Annotated in this window: 14 protein-coding genes; 7 read left to right on the top strand and 7 right to left on the bottom strand. The window is 44.7% G+C overall.

Translation table 11 applies throughout. The features are described from left to right. Positions 1-404 precede the first annotated feature (404 nt). Positions 405-2,027: a methyl-accepting chemotaxis protein gene (locus AB4329_RS18580; protein WP_372074216.1), complete on the top strand. Its 1,623-nt coding sequence runs from the start codon at positions 405-407 to the stop codon at positions 2,025-2,027. Positions 2,028-2,145: 118 nt separating this feature from the next. On the opposite strand, the gene AB4329_RS18575 is transcribed toward AB4329_RS18580, so the two are convergent. Next, a complete protein-coding gene (locus tag AB4329_RS18575) occupies positions 2,146-3,636 on the bottom strand; it encodes a SulP family inorganic anion transporter (RefSeq protein ID WP_017068770.1) in 1,491 nt (496 codons plus the stop codon). Between the two features lie 558 nt (positions 3,637-4,194). On the opposite strand from AB4329_RS18575, the gene asnS reads away from it, so the two are divergent. Then, complete coding sequence (gene asnS, locus AB4329_RS18570; protein ID WP_017060416.1) at positions 4,195-5,595, top strand: asparagine--tRNA ligase; 1,401 nt, start codon at positions 4,195-4,197, stop codon at positions 5,593-5,595. A gap of 133 nt (positions 5,596-5,728) precedes the next feature. Here asnS and AB4329_RS18565 read toward each other — a convergent pair whose 3' ends face one another. Both AB4329_RS18565 and AB4329_RS18560 read right to left on the bottom strand, forming a co-directional pair. After that, complete coding sequence (locus tag AB4329_RS18565) at positions 5,729-5,935, bottom strand: hypothetical protein (RefSeq protein ID WP_004734707.1); 207 nt, start codon at positions 5,933-5,935, stop codon at positions 5,729-5,731. A gap of 127 nt (positions 5,936-6,062) precedes the next feature. Continuing rightward, positions 6,063-7,466, bottom strand: a complete 1,404-nt coding sequence (locus AB4329_RS18560) for a PLP-dependent aminotransferase family protein (RefSeq protein ID WP_371725314.1) — start codon at positions 7,464-7,466, stop codon at positions 6,063-6,065. Between the two features lie 218 nt (positions 7,467-7,684). Here AB4329_RS18560 and AB4329_RS18555 point away from each other — a divergent pair, with 218 nt between their 5' ends. From AB4329_RS18555 to AB4329_RS18545, 3 genes are all read left to right on the top strand, one after another. Then, positions 7,685-7,984, top strand: coding sequence for a hypothetical protein (locus tag AB4329_RS18555; protein WP_017060414.1), 300 nt, complete (start codon positions 7,685-7,687; stop codon positions 7,982-7,984). Between the two features lie 250 nt (positions 7,985-8,234). Then, the gene (locus AB4329_RS18550; RefSeq protein WP_371725315.1) at positions 8,235-9,776 is read left to right on the top strand and encodes an HD-GYP domain-containing protein; all 1,542 of its coding nucleotides are present in this window, start codon (positions 8,235-8,237) and stop codon (positions 9,774-9,776) included. A 202-nt stretch (positions 9,777-9,978) separates the two neighbouring features. After that, positions 9,979-11,169 (top strand): amino acid aminotransferase, encoded by a 1,191-nt coding sequence (locus AB4329_RS18545; protein ID WP_017065416.1) that lies wholly within the window; start codon positions 9,979-9,981, stop codon positions 11,167-11,169. Positions 11,170-11,293: 124 nt separating this feature from the next. Here AB4329_RS18545 and AB4329_RS18540 read toward each other — a convergent pair whose 3' ends face one another. Continuing rightward, positions 11,294-11,935 carry an outer membrane beta-barrel protein gene (locus AB4329_RS18540; RefSeq protein WP_372138986.1) on the bottom strand — a complete coding sequence of 214 codons (642 nt, stop codon included), beginning with the start codon at positions 11,933-11,935 and terminating at the stop codon, positions 11,294-11,296. A 150-nt stretch (positions 11,936-12,085) separates the two neighbouring features. On the opposite strand from AB4329_RS18540, the gene AB4329_RS18535 reads away from it, so the two are divergent. Then, complete coding sequence (locus AB4329_RS18535) at positions 12,086-13,975, top strand: DUF294 nucleotidyltransferase-like domain-containing protein (RefSeq protein WP_372138985.1); 1,890 nt, start codon at positions 12,086-12,088, stop codon at positions 13,973-13,975. 5 nt (positions 13,976-13,980) lie between these two features. Further along, positions 13,981-14,697 carry a 3'-5' exonuclease gene (locus tag AB4329_RS18530; RefSeq protein ID WP_017060409.1) on the top strand — a complete coding sequence of 239 codons (717 nt, stop codon included), beginning with the start codon at positions 13,981-13,983 and terminating at the stop codon, positions 14,695-14,697. Between the two features lie 210 nt (positions 14,698-14,907). Here the strand turns inward: AB4329_RS18530 and AB4329_RS18525 are convergent, their stop codons facing one another. The 3 genes from AB4329_RS18525 to serC all read right to left on the bottom strand — a co-directional run bounded on the left by AB4329_RS18525 (position 14,908) and on the right by serC (position 19,412). Continuing rightward, on the bottom strand, positions 14,908-16,797 hold the full coding sequence (locus AB4329_RS18525) for a GGDEF domain-containing protein (RefSeq protein WP_102320459.1): 1,890 nt from the start codon (positions 16,795-16,797) through the stop codon (positions 14,908-14,910). A 20-nt stretch (positions 16,798-16,817) separates the two neighbouring features. Continuing rightward, positions 16,818-17,966 carry an extracellular solute-binding protein gene (locus AB4329_RS18520; protein WP_372055821.1) on the bottom strand — a complete coding sequence of 383 codons (1,149 nt, stop codon included), beginning with the start codon at positions 17,964-17,966 and terminating at the stop codon, positions 16,818-16,820. A gap of 351 nt (positions 17,967-18,317) precedes the next feature. Then, on the bottom strand, positions 18,318-19,412 hold the full coding sequence (serC, locus tag AB4329_RS18515) for a 3-phosphoserine/phosphohydroxythreonine transaminase (RefSeq protein WP_017065411.1): 1,095 nt from the start codon (positions 19,410-19,412) through the stop codon (positions 18,318-18,320). Between the last annotated feature and the right edge of the window lie 28 nt (positions 19,413-19,440).

Genomic DNA, 19,440 nt, shown 5'->3' with positions numbered 1-19,440 from the left:
CCTCGAAACACAACGCTATAACCACAATTTTTGCTATTAAATTGAACAAAACAACCATTTGGATATAAATTGACCACTAAGTCGTCTAAAACAATAGTCTTTATTGATAAAAGACAAGCGGACAAATACATCGAGCTAATTAACAACCTAGGCTTTTCTAATTATCAGCACAATCAAAACTCGATGCTGCACTTCAATTTTCCCAAAACAACAGTCTGTTTTAAGAACAGCGAGGAGCTTGAAGCGCGTTCCATTTCAACACCAGGTTCCGCACAAACTTGCTACATCACAGAAGCATAACCACAACCGGAGTGTGGTCACACAATTCGTTATACCCCATAGGTGGTAAGAATTCTTACTAGTACAGTATTTGCGTCATTATAATTAATAAAAACAAACACCTTATGCGCTCAACAATCACCTTTAAAATCCTAGTGGCCCTCGCCATCGTGTTCACCTTTTTGCTGGCAATATCGACCTATTTCCAATATTCGCAACAAAAGCAACTTGTAAACTCAGTGCTAAGTGAGCAGCTTCACGACAAAGCAAGTAACTACTTCGATAGCCTCAATATGATGATGCTCACCGGCACCATGGCACAAAAAGAGACCCTTCGTCAGAAAGCACTGGCTCAAGAAGGCATTGAAGACGTTCGTGTTTTACGCGCCGACGCTGTCAGCAAGTTATATGGCCCAGGTAATGACAACCAAACACCGGTTGACGATATTGATAAACGAGCGCTAGCGGGCGAAACCGTTATCGAACCTTTTTCTGCTGATTGGGGCAAAGGCTTGGTTATTGCTCTGCCAATGAAGTCGAGTGAAGATTACCGAGGAACCAATTGTGTCGCCTGTCATATGGCACCAGAAGGTGAAGTCTTGGGTGCGATTCGTCTCGAATTTAACCTTAACCATGTTAACTCGCTGATTAACACTCAAACCATGGCTGCTATTGGCATTATGGCAGTGATCTCGTTTGCCGGATTTGTCCTTACGATGGGATTAATTCGTAAGATTATCGTGCGCCCGCTGCAACAGACTTCTCGCTTTATGACCCAAGTCAGCAACGATAAAAACCTATCCACTCGCCTGCCGGAACAAAGCAAGGATGAGATTGGCACGCTGGCTAACTCCATCAACTCGTTCATGGGAACCGTATCTGACAGCTTAGAAAAGGTACAAAGCACCTCGCACAAGTTAAATGCGTCTGCCAACCAACTGACTAGTGTCGCGCAAATTACCGAGCAAGCCGCCAGCGACCAGCAAAGCGAAACCGCAGAAGTGCAACACAATGTCGAAGGAATACAGGCACAGCAAGTCAATGTAGAACAAGCGACTTTAACAGCTTCAGAGCTTATCAATCACACCGCTGATGTGGCGTGTAAGAGTGCCAACCAAGCACACGAAGCAAGCAGTGAGATAAAAAACCTCGTTAGCAGCATAGAAGAAGTGAAACACAAAATACTGACACTCAATGAGCAAACCGGAGAGGTCTCTTCAATATTGAGTGTGATTCGTGGCATTGCTGACCAAACCAATCTTCTGGCCTTGAATGCAGCAATTGAAGCGGCACGTGCGGGAGAACAAGGTCGTGGGTTTGCGGTGGTGGCTGATGAAGTTCGCCATCTTGCATCACGAACCGCTGAAGCAACAGGCAGTATTGAGTCAATCATTCATCAGTTCCAGCAAGGCAGCGAAGAGTCGCTGACTTCTGCCGATCGCGTTTGCGAACAAGCCCATCAAAGCTCAACCGATATCGACGCACTTTCAATTGAAATGAATGGTGTGGTCGAAGAGATGAAACAGGTGCTGGCTCACGCACAGAATATTCAGCAGCAAACGCAATCCACCACACAAGCGACTCAAGATGTTCAACAAAAGGTTGAAACCATCACCTCTCACGCCAACAACACATCGCAATCCGCGGCTGAAACTCGCAACATCAGCAATGACTTAGAAGAGCTATCTGATCATCTTGAATCGCTGATTAATCAGTTTACTTTGTCGAGTACAAAGAAGAAGTCATAGATCGCCAACAAAAAAGCGCTCAACAATGAGCGCTTTAACTTCATAACAATGTCTAGTTCAGGCTTTCAGGCTTTCAGGCTTTCAGGCTTTCAGGCTTTAAAAGTACCTTAAACCAAGATTAGTGCGTAATGGAAACCGCGGTTAAGTCTTTATGCTTGTGATACATCGCGTGTTTGACTATCAGGTTCGCACTCACGCTATCCATTCCTGACACTTCAACGTAAGCCCCTTTTTTACGGAACTTGAACACAACCTTATCAAGCGCCTCGACCGAGGTATTATCTAAGAATGACGCATCCGATATATCGATGGTCACTAAAGAGGTCGCGTTGTCATAATCAAATAAGTCGACAAACGCATCTGACGAAGCAAAGAAGACATGGCCTTTTACTCGGTGAATGGTGTGCATTTCGTTTGTCACGACTTCATCGGATATAAACACCATGGATTTGCTGGCATGTGCATAAAACAGAGCCGACAGCACCACGCCAACCGCAACACCTATTGCTAAATTATGAGTAAACACCACCACCGCCACGGTTGCTAGCATGGTTACATTGGTTGGCAGTGTGTGATCTTTAAGCTCAACAATGGAACGCCATGAGAATGTGCCGATAGAAACCATGATCATCACAGACACTAAAGCGGCCATCGGTATCAGCTTCAACCAATCAGAAACAAACACCACCATTAGCAACAAAACCACCCCAGCGATCATGCTGGACAATCGGGTTAAGCCACCTGATTTGATGTTAATGATCGACTGACCGATCATTGCGCAGCCCGCCATTCCACCAAAAAGGGAAGCCACGATGTTCGCAACGCCCTGCCCTTTACACTCATTGTTTTTATTGCTTTCAGTATCAGTCAGGTCATCGACTATGGTCGCTGTCATCAAGGATTCCAACAAGCCAACCAGAGACAGAGCAATCGAATATGGCAGGATGGTTGCAAGCGTCTCAAACGTGAATGGAATATTAGGAATCAAGAACACAGGCAGTGAATCGGGAAGCTTGCCCATATCGCCAATCGTTCTCACATCTAAGCCGAAGAGCAAACTAATGATTGTCAGGGTAACAATCGCGACCAGTGGAGAAGGTATTGCGCGACCAAACTTGGGGAAATAAGGAAGCAGATAAATGATCGCCAAACCCAAAGCGACTAACACGTAAACGCTTGAAGGGACGTTGATTAATTCAGGAAGTTGGGCCATGAAAATTAGAATGGCGAGCGCGTTAACAAATCCAGTAATCACCGATTTGGAAACGAAATTCATCAGGTTACCAAGCTTGAGATAACCAGCTGCGATCTGAATGACGCCAGCTAGAAATGAAGCGGCGAGTAGATATTCTAGTCCGTGCTCTCTCACTAAAGTGACCATTAGTAGCGCCATAGCGCCTGTTGCACCGGAAATCATTCCCGGACGACTGCCAACCAAAGCAGTGACGACACAAATACAGAACGAGGCATAGAGCCCTACTTTAGGGTCAACGCCTGCAATAATTGAAAATGCGATGGCTTCAGGGATCAATGCGAGTGCAACCACAATCCCAGATAATGAATCTCCTTTAACGTTTGATAACCAGTGTTTTTTTAAATAATTAAGCATGTAATTCTCTTTTGCTTGTACAGCCAGTCCTGCCTTGTTGAGACATAATTTGATCGACTGTTTTTCTTGAATGAGCGAGCGCTCGAAAAGTGCGGGTGTAGAGAGAATGCAGGGGTTAAGGCGGCGTAATTAACACGTAGATATTAAACTCCTCTTGTTGTTTTAGTGGGAAATTAAGAAGGTGATCAAGTCCAAAATGACTGAATCCGCGCCAATGTAGAGTGAGTCTCAACACAATCACACTCCCATTATTGAAAACAAAGGTTTCGATTACGCCATGCTCGTTCAGCAGCTCACATAGGGTGAAAGGTAAGGCTGACGCTAAGATCGAACAAAAAACACACCCTCAAACCTATTTATCGTCAGTAGACACAATATTTCTTTCACCAAGCAAGAATAAAGGTTGAAGCTGTCGGTATGACAGGTAATATGTTCAATCGATTTAAAAAGTTTATACAACTTAATGTTTCGGCTAATTATTGTGCAAATGTATTTTTATTTGCAGCAATGCCAGAGACTTTGAGTTGAATTTGTCCCTCAATGGAGAATGAAATCAACATGACTTACGCGCCTGTAACAGACGTACTTGGCGGCAAGCTAGCGGTAGACAGTGAAGTAACTGTTCGCGGCTGGATCCGTTCACGTCGTGATTCCAAAGCTGGAATCTCTTTCCTTGCCATTTATGACGGCTCTTGTTTCGACCCGATTCAGGCCGTGGTTCCTAATAATCTTAATAATTACGAAAACGAAGTATTAAAGCTAACAACTGGCTGCTCTGTTGAAGTAACGGGTAAGATTGTTGAGTCTCCGGCGAAAGGTCAAGACTTCGAACTAGCAGCAACTGACGTTAAAGTTGTAGGCTGGGTTGAAGACGCTGACACTTACCCAATGGCTAAGACGCGTCACTCTATCGAGTACCTTCGTGAAGTTGCTCACCTACGTCCACGTACAAACGTGATTGGCGCAGTAGCACGTGTACGTAACTGTCTATCTCAAGCGATTCACCGTTTCTACCACGAGCAAGGTTTCTTCTGGACTTCTGCTCCGCTTATTACTGCATCTGATGCAGAAGGCGCTGGTGAAATGTTCCGTGTTTCTACGCTAGACATGGAAAACCTACCACGCACTGAAAAAGGCGACGTAGACTTCAACGAAGATTTTTTCGGTAAAGAGACGTTCCTAACAGTATCTGGCCAACTTAATGCTGAAGCTTATGCTTGTGCACTAAGCAAGGTTTACACGTTCGGTCCTACGTTCCGTGCTGAAAACTCAAACACAAGCCGCCACCTAGCTGAGTTCTGGATGGTTGAGCCTGAAGTTGCGTTTGCAGACCTTAACGATGTAGCGAAACTGGCTGAAGACATGCTTAAGTACGTTTTCGCTGCTGTTCTTGAAGAGCGCCGCGACGACCTTGAGTTCTTCGCTTCTCGCATCGACAAGCAAGCAATTACTCGTCTAGAGCAATTCGTAGACGCTGATTTCGCACAAGTTGACTACACTGACGCAATCCAAATCCTACTAGACTCTGGTAAGAAATTTGAGTTTGACGTTGAGTGGGGCATCGACATGTCTTCTGAGCATGAGCGTTACCTAGCTGAAGAGCACTTCAAAGCACCTGTTATTGTTAAGAACTACCCGAAAGACATCAAAGCTTTCTACATGCGCTTAAACGACGACGGCAAAACAGTTGCAGCAATGGACGTACTTGCACCAGGCATCGGTGAAATCATCGGTGGTGCACAACGTGAAGAGCGTCTAGACATTCTAGACGAGCGTATGATTGCTATGGGTATCGACCCTGAGCACATGAGCTGGTACCGCGACCTACGTAAATACGGTACAGTGCCACACGCTGGTTTCGGTCTTGGTTTCGAGCGTCTAGTATCTTACGTAACAGGTATGGGTAACGTTCGTGACGTGATTCCATTCCCACGTACACCACGCTCTGCAAACTTCTAATTCGAAACCTATTCGATATTAAAAGTTAAGAACAAACAAAAACCTCCGCACTTGCGGAGGTTTTTTTATGTTCGGAATAAAACGAGTCCAGATGCTTCTGCGTGCCACTATCTGAGACTCATTATTTCAAAAGCTAATCCACATCTTGGTCGATAGCGTATTTTATTGCAAGACCGCAAATTGCCATCATAACGAATGGGATCGCGGCAGTGGTGTATTCCGCCCACGCCATATCAGCGAATGCTTTTGCCAGCAGTACGTGGCCGAGAATAAGCAGAAGCGCACACACAATAGCGACAATAATCAGCTTAACTTCATTTCCCATAGTCATTTTCAACATAACGGTATCTCCAATATTTGGTCTACCGTTATTGAATCACAACTCTTTGGTCAATTAGGCGTACAGTTACCCCACAAACAACCCGTACAGTTGGAATGATTGTCTTTTTTATGAGGGACTTAAGGTTTTACGAGTGCGTAAGTTGATGTGCCAGTTTGCCAAGCCAGATGAGCGCCTGTTCTTTCTCTTCTGTCAGTTCATAAGAGAAGTTCAATCGTATCGCGTTATCCACTCTGCCATGCTCACTAAACAGATCGCCAGATGCAACGCTAATACCTTGTTCGATAGCCAGTTGATGAAACTGTTGGCTGTCGAATTTTTCAGAAAAGCGAATCCATATCAAGTAACCACCAGCCGGCTCTTCAATCTCTATTGAATGCGGAAAGTACTGCTTAATGACATCGATAAATCGCTCTTTCCTGACGACAAGGTTTTTACGCAGTTTACGAAGGTGATTGTCGTAGCTTTCATGCGTTAAGAAATGAGCGACACCAAGTTGAACAGGAGCGCTACTCGATAACGTAGAAAGAAGCTGTAACTTTTGAATCGCGTCGTTAAAACGCGTGTTCACAACCCACCCTACTCGATAACCAGGACACAAACTTTTTGAATACGACCCACAAAGCAAGACGGAATCGGTCTTATCGAAGGCCTTTAGTGGCTTCGGCTTATGCCCTTCGTAATAAAGATCGCCATACACGTCATCTTCAATAATGTAGGTTCCATGCTGTTCTGCAATCTCTACCACACGGCGCTTTGCCTGTTCCGACAAACTGGTTCCCGTTGGGTTTTGAAAAGTCGTCATCAGCCAACACGCTTTAACATCTTGGTTTTGTAGCGCGTTTTCAAACTGCTCTATATTCAACCCATTGATTGGGCAAACGTCCACTTCGATAGGGTTAAGCCCGAGCCTCTCGACAGCCTGCAGAGCACCATAGAATGCGGGAGACTCAATCACGACGTTATCACCCGACTTGGTGACCGTTTGCAGGCTCAAGTTGAGCGCTTCCATAGCACCCGACGTAATCACGATGTCTTGATGATTAACCGTGATCCCTTGCTGCAGATAACGCTGTGCGATTTGCCTTCTCAAGGACTCACTGCCCGGTGGTAAATTATTTATCACACTCGCGCCAGTCATCTTCCTACCCGCGCTGGCAAGGTTTCGAGTCAAGGTAGGTAACGGGAAAAGGTCGGGATCTGGGAATGCAGAGCCGAAAGGAATCACACCTTCGGCTGAACTCGACTTCAAGAAATCAAATAAGCGGTCATTAATGGCTTTCTTTTCACTAACGAGTGGCTGTGCGTAATCAACGCCGTCCAACCTTGGCGCTACAAAGTAGCCCGACTGAGGTTTAGCGATGATCCTCCCTTCGCTTTCTAGCAACTGGTAGGCTTGTAAGACAGTACTGTTGCTGACGTTGTAATTTCGACAACTCATGCGTACCGAAGGGATCTTCTCTCCGGATCGCCACGTATTGTTGGCTATCTGAGTTCGAATATCCTTTGCAAGCTCTTCATAACGCGCCATCTAATTGTACTACCTAGAGAAATTCTGTGAGCCGGTGATTTTATCACTTACGCCAACAACTATTGCTGCTATCCATATGATCGCACCTAATTTCCACAATAGTGTGAATTAATTCACAGATAACTTTGTAAGCTTTGCTAAGTTTGTACCCAAGGTAGGAGCTAAGTTGGCTTTCTACCTCAATAATTTGATGTAACCCAAAAACATGCGAGATAACAATGAAAAAAATAGAAGCAGACCAATTAAGTTATAAAGGAGAGTCAAACGGTGTTCACAGTTGGACAACACCGAGCGGTCAGCCATATTACTGGCACCCAGATTGGCTCCATATTGCTGAAGATGCGACAGGCTCACATCCAAAGCAAAAGATCGATGTCGAACAAGACCAAGCACCAACGGAAAAACACGCGGTGTCTGCTATTCTGAAACACATCAACCAATGGGCTGCAGACAAACTAGCGTCTCACCCTGAGATTGAAACCGGCTCAATCGAAGCTGAAATCAATCTCAAAAAGTAACGGGGTAAAGTAGATAGCGAACTCAATCACGCGCGATTCTAACCCAATACACAGACTGAATAGCCTCGACCCTCGACCGGGGCTATTCAAGTATCTTCATAAAAATGCTGCAATAACCCCCACCTAGCTAACAAATCTCTAACACAAACCAGTTTCTTGTATCAATCCACGAAAGCTATCGATAGAATTTCCGGCCTTATTCACGTCAGTTATACTAATCATTCGAAATTCTAAAGTCGTGAATCAATGAATGCGTAAATCTAATAAGAATGAGAACAAAGGCTTACCGATGGATACTTCAAATTACAATCAATCGCTAACGACTAAGTTATACGTCATTGCTGGCGTGCTGTTTGGCACCTATGGCAGTCGGGTGTGCCCTATGCTCGATAGCTTAACGACGTTAGAGATTTTCACACAAGTCAGTATTGTGTTTATCTTATTATGGCTCGCACGTCGTTACCCATTGGCGCAACATACCTTGGTCAAGCAAGGCCGATTCGCGCAACTCGATACCCTGCTATTTTTTGCTGCAAGTGTGCCTTTCGCGCTCTACTACAACTTAAGCTATGAATTCACCATAGATAGTAATTTGAAGGTGCTGTTTGGCATGAGTCTATTCGGCTTCTTTACCGGAACCATTCTTCAATTGAATGCCAAGCTCAGCCAAATGGATAAAATGGAGACGACTGGACAATTCGACTTCCAACTGGTTGGTGAAAGAAGTTCACTGGTCAAGCAGATGATAGGCTTGGTTATCGTGCTTCTGGTAACACTGACGACTATGTTGACGATGATTGCTGTCAAAGACATCTTCTGGTTAGAACATAACCCTGACCGCTTATTGGATGGCACCGGCAAGATCAGCGTGATCAAAGAGTTTATTTATTTGGCTGTGGTACTGGGTGGCTACGCGATAACCATCATGACGCTTTGGAGCAAGCTAATTAAGCGTATTCTCCTAAGCCAAGAGCACGCATTAAACAAAGTCACCAATGGCGAGCAAGGCGTTCGCTTACCTATTTTCGGCTACAACGAGCTTGGCTCAATGGCATCTATGACCAATACCATGCTTGATAGCCTTGAAACCGCGCAAAACGAAGTCAAAACCACACGTGACGTGGCCATTGTGAGCTTATCGGCATTGGCTGAATCTCGAGACAATGAAACGGGCGCACATATCCTAAGAACTCAAGAGTACGTCAAGGTGCTCGCACAAGAGCTCAGCAAATCAGAAACCCACTCAAGCTTGTTAACACCAAACTACATCGAGTTGCTCTACAAATCTGCGCCTTTGCACGACGTGGGCAAAGTAGGTGTTCCTGATAGTGTGTTATTGAAGCCGGGCAAATTGACGGACGAAGAGTTTGAGATAATGAAAGGTCACCCCGCGATTGGGGCTGAAGCGTTATCTATTGCAGAAAAGCAGTTGGGAAGTAGCTCTTTCTTAAGAGTCGCAAAGGAGATATCTCTGACTCACCACGAGAAATGGAATGGCAGTGGTTATCCTAATCAGTTGTCTGGTGAAGATATCCCGTTATCTGGCCGTTTAATGGCATTAGCTGATGTTTATGATGCGCTCATCTCGAAGCGAGTCTACAAGCCAGCCTTTACTCATGAACAAGCTAAACAGATCATCTTAGAGGGCAATGGGACGCATTTTGATCCGCAAGTTGTCCAAGCTTTTCTGGTCGTCGAACAAGCGTTTGTTTCAATTGCTGCGACCTACAAAGATGGCAAAAATGTAGCGAGTGAACTCGAGCGCGAAAGCTTTATTGCTCAACCAGCGTAATCTATTCAAAATCCACTAACTTCTTGCACCCTATAGGTTAATCCGTAGGGTGTTTTGTTATCAAATATCCTCTTTAGTCAATAAATCTGATTGAAATAGATTTTTTTTGGTCTTTCTGTTCACTTCGTATTGTCTTAAAAATTCCATACAGGTATAACTACCCATAGATACTATCCCCTCTCAATTGACATGGATGAAGATTATGTTTGAAAAAGTGTTAGCTGCTCCCGCCGATCCTATCCTCGGCCTTACTGAAGAGTTTAAAAAAGACTCTCGTGCAGAGAAAATCAACCTTGGCGTTGGCATCTACAAAAATGAAGATGGTCAAACACCAGTACTTAAAACAGTAAAGAAAGCAGAAGCTGCACTTCTTGAAAACGAAAAAACCAAATCTTACCTAACGATTGAAGGTACAGCTGAATACGGTCTAGCAGTTCAGAAACTTCTTTTCGGTTCAGACGCAGAGATCGTTGCATCTCAACGCGCTAAAACAGCACAAGCTCCAGGTGGTACAGGTGCACTTCGCGTAGCGGGTGAATTCATCAAGCGCCAACTGGGCGAAGTGAAAATCTGGATCAGTAACCCAACTTGGGCTAACCACAACGGCGTTTTCGCAGCTGCGGGGATCGAAACTGCTCAATACAGCTACTACAACGCTGAAACTAAAGACAAAGACTTCGCTGGCATGGTTGCTGACCTAGAGAAAGCTTCTGAAGGCGATATCGTTCTTCTTCACGGCTGCTGTCACAACCCAACAGGTATCGACCCAACAACTGAAGAGTGGGAAGTACTGGCTAAATTGGTTGCTGAGAAGAAACTGCTGCCTCTATTCGATTTTGCTTACCAAGGTTTTGCAAAAGGCGTTGAAGAAGATGCTGCTGGCCTACGTATTTTTGCTCAATACAACAAAGAGATCCTTGTTGCTAGCTCGTTCTCTAAGAACTTCGGCTTGTACAACGAGCGTGTTGGTGCATTCACTCTGGTTGCTGAATCAGCAGACGTAGCAACGACAGCATTCTCTCAAGTTAAGAGCATTATCCGCTCTATCTACTCTAACCCACCAGCCCACGGCAGTGCTGTCGTTACTCACATCCTTGGTGATGCTGATCTACGTGCTGAATGGGAAGCAGAAGTGGCAGAAATGCGTGACCGTATCCAAGAGATGCGTGAACTATTCGTAACGACACTGAAATCTGAAGGTGTTGATGCAGACTTCACGTTCATCGAACGTCAAAATGGCATGTTCTCGTTCTCAGGTCTAAGCAAAGAGCAAGTAACTCGCCTAAAAGACGAATTCGCAATCTACATTGTTGGTTCTGGCCGTATCAGTGTTGCTGGTATGACTAAGTCAAACATGGGTCCTCTATGTAAAGGTATCGCTGCGGTTCTTTAATCGAAAAGCGAAACCTGTATTTGCAGACCAATAGATGTGTAAAAGCCAGCAATTAAGCTGGCTTTTTTGTGTCTGTCTCTTTGTATATAAGAGCTATTAGTGCACTTAGCCTTTTCGTTACTGGCTAATACTCTAGGAAAAATTCCACTCCTAGCTCGTGAGTACGCTCGCTACGAATTTTACCGTCACCATCTCGATGTTGATATGACCCACCAATCGCAAACTTATTGGTCACTAGATAACGTAAACCTAAGTGATAGACCTCTTCATCAAACAGGTCACTTCGATTCACTTGCACACTCCCGTTAGCTATCCAACGTTTCGCAAAGCCATAGTTAAGCTCAGCTTTTACCCCTTGGATGAACTCAGTGTCTGAAGATTCAGTTCGGTTGGTGTCATTATCTTCAACCTTACCTTTTGTGATACCAAGCAGGTAGTAAGCCACTATATCTAAATCTTTCTTAATGCTGTAACGGTAACCAACACCTGGCATCAGCGTATCAATTCGAGTTGTGGTGTCATCAGGGTGAATAAAGCGTGCGCTGTAGTCTCCCAGCAACAACCAATCATCCGTCATCGCGTAACTGACGCCTAATCCATACGACGAGGCGTTATTATTACTGCCTGCATCTTCATTTAAACTGCCCGAATGCGCCGTGGCATAAATATGGTCGTAATCTAAAATATCCACCGCGTTAGTGTCCGCCCACAAACTTGGAGAAAACATAAAAACCGCAGATACAAAACTAAGCTTCCACTTCGACATTCCTATCATCCTTAAACTGTCACTCCATTAATTGAAAGGTTAGTCTATCCATAAGACTTTAAAAAGGTTTTAGCTCACAGATTGATTTGTGACGGCAAAATATTATCAAATGTTGTACCATGAAATCATACAAACCAATGGATGATCATTATGGATGCTGAGTTATTAGAGATTCAAAACTTTCTGGCACAATACCCCCCTTTCACAGAACTCCCTGAGGAGATGTTGGCGAAAGTGACCAGTAGCGTGGAAATTTCTTATTACCGCCAAGATACCCCTATCATTCACTTTGGTGATCAAATTCATGACTTATACATCGTTCGAAGTGGCGAAGTCGAAGTCTACCGTCGTAAAGGCGAACTCTATAACCGCCTTGATGAAGGCCACTTGTTCGGGCAAATGGGTCTACTGACCAACAACAAGGTTCGTTTCCCAGTAAAAGCGACCGAAGATACTCTTCTCTACTGCATTCCTGAGCCAATTTTCCAAGAGCTCTACGACAACTACGACTCCTTTGCAGATTTCGTAGAAGTAGAAGACAACGCGCGACTGCGCCAAGCCAACTCAGACAGCAACGACGCTAACGACTTAACGACATCCAAGGTAAAAACGCTACTGACTAGCGAAGCGCCGATGATCGAGAAGACTCGTACGATACAACAAGCCGCGACTATGATGGCCGAAGACAATGTCTCTTCCCTGCTGATCATTGATCCAGAAATCGTTGAAGATGATGAAGATGACTCAACACCCGTGATTGGCATCATCACCGACCGAGATTTATGTACTCGCGTTTTAGCTGAAGGGCTTGACCCATCGGATGAAGTCTCTAGCGTAATGACACCTGAGGTTATCTCTCTCGATCACAATGCTTACGTATACGAAGCTATGATGACCATGCTTCGCTATAACGTGCATCATTTACCAGTGCTTAAAGATAAGAAGCCGATTGGTATTATCGAAGCGACCGATATTGTTCGTTATGAGTCTCAAAACTCGCTGTTATTGGTAAGTAGTATCTTCCAGCAACAAAGTATCGAAGATCTGAAGGTGCTTTCCGAGCAAGTAAAAGACAGCTTTGTGCGCTTAGTTAACGAAGATGCCAACGCCCACATGGTGGGTACTGCAATGTCGGTAATTGGTCGTAGCTTTAAGCAGCGAATTATCGAACTGGGCGAAGAGAAATTGGGCAAGTCGCCTATTCCTTACTGTTTCCTCGCACTGGGCTCTATGGGGCGTGATGAGCAGCTGCTGGTTACCGACCAAGATAACGCAATCATTCTTGATGATACCTACGACGAGAAAAAGCACGGTAAATACTTTGAGGAGCTGTCGACCTTTATTTGTGATGGCTTAGATCAGTGTGGCTATGTGTATTGTACTGGCGATATCATGGCGACTAACCCAACGTGGCGTATGACTCGTCGACAATGGGAAGAGTGCTTTGCCGATTGGATTGATGATCCAAACCCGAAAGCACTGTTAAATGCTTCAATCTTCTTCGACTTAGATGGCGTTTATGGTCGTCTGAAATGGGCCGAGCAATTGAACAGCTTTATTGTTCGACGCGCACGTAAGAACAATCGCTTCTTGGCGTGTCTTGCACGTAACGCACTCAACCGTACACCTCCGCTCGGCTTCTTCAAAGATTTCGTGATGGAGAAAGATGGCCGTCACAACAACTCTATCAACCTTAAGCGTCGTGGTACTGCGCCACTCGCCGATTTGATTCGTGTTCACTCGCTCGCGGTAGCGTCTCGCTCTAAGAACTCGTTCGAACGCTTAGATGACATTATTGACGCCGGTATTCTGCCAAAAGGCCGAGCTCAAGATTTGAAAGATGCGATGGAGTTTATCTCTCTGGTTCGTATTCGCCACCAAGCACACGATGTCGACAACAACATCGAGCCTGATAACAACATCGAGCCAGAGAACCTGTCTGACTTCGAACGACGTAACCTAAAGGATGCATTCCAAATATTAAGTAATGCGCAAAACTTCCTTAAGTTCCGTTATCAAGCCAGCAACAAGTTTAAGTAGGGCCTATGAACAAACTATTCAGATCACCTGCGGTCGATTGGCCATTTAAGTTTGCTCAGAAGCTTGAACGAGCGAGAGACGAGCGCTTAAAGCACTTTTATAGCCAGCCTCTTCCTGCGCCTGATACGCCACTTTCAGAAGTGATGTTTTTGGCTGTCGACTTTGAGACAACGGGGTTAAACCCAAACAAAGACGGCATCATTACCATTGGTTTAGTGCCATTTACGCTCAATCGCATCTACTTGCGACAAGCCAAACACTGGACTCTAAGACCAAAACAGAAACTTGAAGAAGAGTCTGTCGTGATTCATGGCATCACTCACAATGACATCATTGATGCGCCAGACCTTAGCGAAGTGTTGGGCGAGATCTTAGAATCAATGGCGGGACATATCCCTGTGGTTCACTATCGTCGTATCGAACGTGACTTTTTGGACAATGCATTGAAAGTGCGACTCGGTGAAGGCATTGAGTTCCCAGTCCTCGACACGCTGGAGATTGAATCTCAGATCCAAAATAAACTGGCTGGCGGCTTGTGGAACAAGCTGAAAGGTAAGAAGCCAGCTTCAGTGAGACTGGGTCAGAGTCGTCGTCGATACCATCTGCCCGACTACACGCCGCATCATGCATTAACTGACGCTATTGCGACCGCTGAGCTACTCCAAGCGCAAATTGCTCATCACTTTGACTCTGAGATGCCTCTGAAGAGTTTCTGGCTCTAGCTGAGTTACGTAAGCTAAATACAAACACAAAGCCCATCAACTTCCATTGGTCGGCTTTTTCATTTTTATCGTCTGTGTTTAAGCAACGGTTGGCCCGACTAAGCGCATTTCCCATAAGCGTTTAAACATATTATAACGTCACACCCCAGCAGTTCCGCTCTAATGGGCGTCGAAAATCGTGATCGCTATTTGTCAGCGCGATTGGCATTATTACTTCCCAACCACAGACAACGTTTGGTAATAAAGACGCTTTTGCTGATACATATTCTCATCAGCGACTGAGAACAATTGCTCAACGTCTGTTGAATCACTAGAGGCTGCACCAATCGAGAATCTGACAGGAATAGAGATACCCGCTTTAGTCTCGATTGCCTGTTGCTCCTGAGCAATGTACAACTGCTCAGTCATCTTTGCGACATTGAGCGAACTCGACTCACCAGACGTTAAGGTAAGCACCGCAAATTCATCTCCACCCAAACGGTATAGATTACTGGCAGGTGTCAATTCGTGGCTGATTACGTCTACGCAGCGCTGTATCAGCTCATCCCCGATCTCATGCCCATGAACATCATTGGTCGTTTTCAAGCCATTGATATCAATAATGATCAAAGAAATCTGATTTTGATTGTCGTTAATGCTGCGTTTACTGAATTCGAGATCTTCATTAAAAGCTTTACGATTCAAACAGCCAGTCGGCATGTTAATCCGTGTAATATTTTCGAGCTCTAGCCAACCAGCTAACTGTTTTTGGTACATGTCAAAAATCAGAAGATCTTCTTCACTGAGGACATCAAATGAACTTGAACAAAAATACCCGATCGCCGTCCCCTGTGAGTCACAGAGTATCAGGTCAGCCTCGCCAGTCCGGTTAAAATGAAACTGAATCGAATGTTGAACAAGTAATGTCTTTAACTCTTGATCGACCATTTGAGGAATCAACCGATATTCAGCCGCGTGTCTTGATGATGCAAACTGAACGATCTTCAAAATACGATGCTTCTGGGATTCTTCACGCGCGAGCGAATTAGTTAACTTGCTGGTTTTCTCTTCGACTAAGTCCTCTAGCTGAACATTAAATCTTTCGAGTTTATCGTTACTTTCGGTAAGCTCACGGACTTGGTATTGTATGCGACCCCACAAGGTTTCCAATAAACGACTCAGCGTGACGAACTCTGTAAAACGATGTTCATCCACACTATGAGTCGGTGACTGGTTATGCGAATACGACGTAACAGATTCAGCCAACAAGTTTAACTGCCCTGAGAACCAGCGGCTTAGGAACAGAGCAAACACAATCGAGATGGCAAGCGTCGCCACCAATATTCTGACAAAGACCACCTGAGCTTGTTGCATCTCTAATAAACGCTCACTGTCGGAAATATGATGTTTGACGTTCAGTACCAATTTGTCGGTAAAGAATGTGCTGTCGATAGAGATAATGTTCGCACTTTGTTCAGAAGATTGAGCATCCGTTGAATCAATATAGTTAAACTCAACCGACTCATTTTGATAAAGGAAAGGCGTCACTTTAGTCTTAAGTCTGTCATACCCCATAAGAACCACAAGATAACCCTGCGGCGTGTATGTAGAACCTTCTATCAAACGATAAGGTAAAATCGGCGCGACAAAAACGATACCTGTAGCGGCATTATCCGCCACTTCAGTTTCGGTAAACTCGGTGTGGAACAATTTCCCTTGCCCATAAACCGATTGAGGACGCTTCAAGCTTTCTAATAACTGGCTCTGCTCAAAATGGTACAAGCTGCCTTTGCTGTCATAAATGGGCTTCCAGTTTTGGTCCAGAATATAAGTCGCGGACACACTCTCCGCTAGCGCATTGAAGCTATCCATCTTGTCCCAAATAACACTCGAGAAAAAGATATTACCACCCGCTTTAATCAATGATCGGTCATGCGAATACCATTGAGTTAGGCTCGCCGTCAGCTTAATTTGCTCTTGTACGGTTTGACGAATACCGGTCGTAGAGTTGTCCAGCTTGGTTTCTTTTTGCTCTAAAGAACTTTGGTTTTGTTTATTGAGAATCAACTGTCCCGCTAGGTAAACAGGAAGCATTGAGCAAGCCAGCAACACCAAGCCCATGGTGTATTTTAATGATAGCTTCAATCTCTTACCCTCATATTCGCCGAGTAATATTGAACAAAATCATTGTAAAATTTATGCAGTTCACTCTTTGGCATCCCTGACTTGTAACGCTGATACGCCCGAGCCGATGCCTCCCAAACGATCGCCATCTTGTAGTCACTCGACATCATTTGCGATGCTTGAAACTCATCGTACATATTTGAAAGTGTCTGGTTACCTTCCTCAACACGGCGTTGATTAACCTCATAAAACGGCGAAACCATGGCACTCGAGTGAGCTAAAGAGGTGAAACTGTTTGATTGCAGGTATTGAACGACTTCTTTCAAAGCCAATTTCTTATCTGGGTTTTGCATGCCTTTTTCCGTGACAGCAAAAACCTTTGCGCCACTAAATGAAGACATACTTTCACCACGATAGGTCGGCAACGAATTGATGTACAAATCTCGACCAAAGGCGGCATCGAGTTCGCTGAACGCCCAATCACCGTCAATCAAAAACTCGACTTCCCCATTGATGAACCTCTGCCTCGCGCAAATATCGCTGCACGATGATTCGATGACTTTTTTCTGCTGCAACATGTCGATGAAATCAAAGATAGCAACTAACCCTTCACCATTAACATTCTTCGACGATAATAAGTCTTCAGAAAAAAGCTGATAGAAAGCTAGATAGAAGTACATGTTTGGATTGGGAAAAAGCACGCTCACTTGATCGGACTGAGCAGAGCGTTCAATTAGGCTCTCCCATGTCACGACTTGCGCTTGAGGCTTGCTCGAATACAGAACGACTTGGTTTCCAATACCAACCGGTAACGCCTTAAGCTCACCGTTGATGACCACTGCATCGAGCGCTTTTTTCTCATAGCGTTGGGTATCGACCCAAGCATCAGGAAGCGTCGCTAAATCGATATATTCAGTTAGACCTAAGAAGTCAGAAGGAACCCAGATGGCGTCGGGAAAGGTATTGTCTCTAGGATCAGCAACAAGCAGTTCAGAACGAATACTGTTGACGTCAAACGAACGAATTTCTACACGATGATCAGTCATCGCTTCGATATGTTCTTTTACATAATCGGCCGTTTCATAATTAATACCAGCCCATATTTCAAGTGTGGACGAACAAGCAACGGCCGGAAATAGCATCGCAAATAGACTCAATAACCTCACACTTGGTTCCTTGTGGTAAAAATTAGACGTTGGATTTTAATCGCCCATCAATAAACCGGGCGATGCGGCTTATCGCTCACTGCTCATGATTAGAGACCTAGCTTTGGGCGACACGTTATATAGTAAAAAGTGCCTAAATAACAGTTGATACTCTCGCTTTAAGAGAAAGGTCTGCTCATTCTGATACATCCGTCATATCTCTGGATGACTGTTCTTACAATAAATCAACATACCATACCCTTTATTATTAACGACAAAAAAAATGCCGCAAAAGCGGCATCTATCTCGTTCGGTGCATTCGACACAATAAAAATCAAATAAGCAATTTATCAGTCAAAGCCCTATCATCGATTAAGCGTATTTCTCTTCGAAATCTTTCATGAAGCTAACCAGCGCTTGAACGCCTTCCAGAGACATTGCGTTGTAAAGTGAAGCTCTCATTCCACCTACTGCTCTATGGCCTTTCAGTGATTTCAGACCTGCAGCATCAGCCAATTCTAGGAACTTGCCATCTAACTCAGGTTTCGCCAGTTGGAACGGCACGTTCATTCTAGAACGGTTTGCAGTGTGAACATCGTTTTTGTAGAAAGCTGAGCTATCGATTGCATCGTAAAGCAGCGCTGCTTTCTCTTTGTTCACCAACTCCATCGCTTCAACGCCACCTTGAGCTTTCAGCCACTTGAACACAAGGCCTGATAGGTACCAAGCGTAGGTTGGTGGTGTGTTGAACATTGAGTCTTTTTCAGCAAGTACTTTGTAGTTCAGAATACTCGGCAACACGTCGTTTGCGAGTTCGAGTAGATCATCACGTACGATTGCAATGCAGATACCCGCAGGGCCGATATTCTTTTGCGCGCCCGCGTAGATAACACCGTACTGAGACACATCAATCTTACGAGACAGAATGTTAGATGACATATCCGCTACGATTGGCTTATCCGTTTGAGGAAGCTCGCTGATTTCAATACCATCGATGGTTTCATTCGGACAGAAATGTACATACGCAGCTTCCGGGTCAATTTTCCAATCTTTAGCTGGAACAACCGCTGCTTTACCATCAATTGACGTCTTCGCGTTGAATACATCGATTTCGCAATATTTGCTCGCTTCAGTCACTGCACTTTCTGCCCAGTAACCCGCATCAATGTAAGTCGCTTTCGTCGCATCACCTAAAAGGTTTAGAGGAACAGCAGCGAATTGAGCACGAGCGCCCCCCTGACAGAAAAGAACTTTGTAGTTGTCTGGGATGTTCAGAAGATCACGTAGGTCCTGTTCGGACTCGTCAGCAACTTGAATAAATTCCTTGCTGCGATGGCTGATTTCCATCACGGAAGTCCCTAAACCATTCCAATCAATAAAGTCCGCTTGCGCTTGTTTCATTACCGGTTTAGGCAGTGCAGCTGGGCCAGCACTGAAGTTGAATACGTTATCTAATGTAAGTTCCATGGGGATGATTGCTCCTGCTAAATAATAA

Source organism: Vibrio sp. 10N.261.54.A5 (assembly GCF_041471145.1).
In the GTDB taxonomy this organism is placed as follows: domain Bacteria; phylum Pseudomonadota; class Gammaproteobacteria; order Enterobacterales; family Vibrionaceae; genus Vibrio; species Vibrio crassostreae_C.
The sequence above is the reverse complement of the archived record's forward strand: the minus strand, read 5'-3'. Positions and strand labels throughout refer to the sequence as shown.